The following is a 517-nucleotide window of genomic DNA, read 5'->3' on the forward strand; positions in this document are numbered from 1 at the left end:
TTTGACAGGGAATGGCAGAGCTTCATTGGCTCTGAAGAATTCGGTGTAAAGCTGGAAATAGCATAATGCTGTTCCAACGATTAATCCTGAGATTACACCTGAAATAACGATGAGTATTCCTGTGTAGAAATAAGTCATTCTCAGATGGCTTAAAGGAAAGCCTAGTGAAATAAGAGATTTTGCCTGCTCTTTTTTATCGAGCTGAAGAATAATAATAGCTCCGGCAAGATTAAATGTTGTAATGAAAATTACCAATGCAAAGATCAGATAACTAAACATCTTCTCTGTATTGATCATTTTCCAGAAAGCAGCATTTTCTTCTTCTTTGGTTTTGATTTCAATATTTTTACCAAGTGAAGCTAGTAAGCTTTGTTTTACTGAGTCGGCATGTTCCGGATTTTTTATTTTAATAACAATCTGGTATGCTGAGTTTTTGGGAAGATTTAGTAATTCTTCGGTCAGTTCAATAGGAGAGATGACATAGCTGTCTAATTGATCTTTCCCTGGAAAAACACCT

1 protein-coding gene is annotated in these 517 nt (G+C 35.4%); it reads right to left on the reverse strand.

Translation table 11 applies throughout. From position 1 onward, the window contains the following. On the reverse strand, window positions 1–517 hold a 517-nt coding region (locus A1704_RS12375; RefSeq protein ID WP_131797506.1), incomplete at both ends, for an ABC transporter permease.

Origin of the sequence: Chryseobacterium cucumeris (assembly GCF_001593385.1) — a bacterium.
Lineage (GTDB): Bacteria > Bacteroidota > Bacteroidia > Flavobacteriales > Weeksellaceae > Chryseobacterium > Chryseobacterium cucumeris.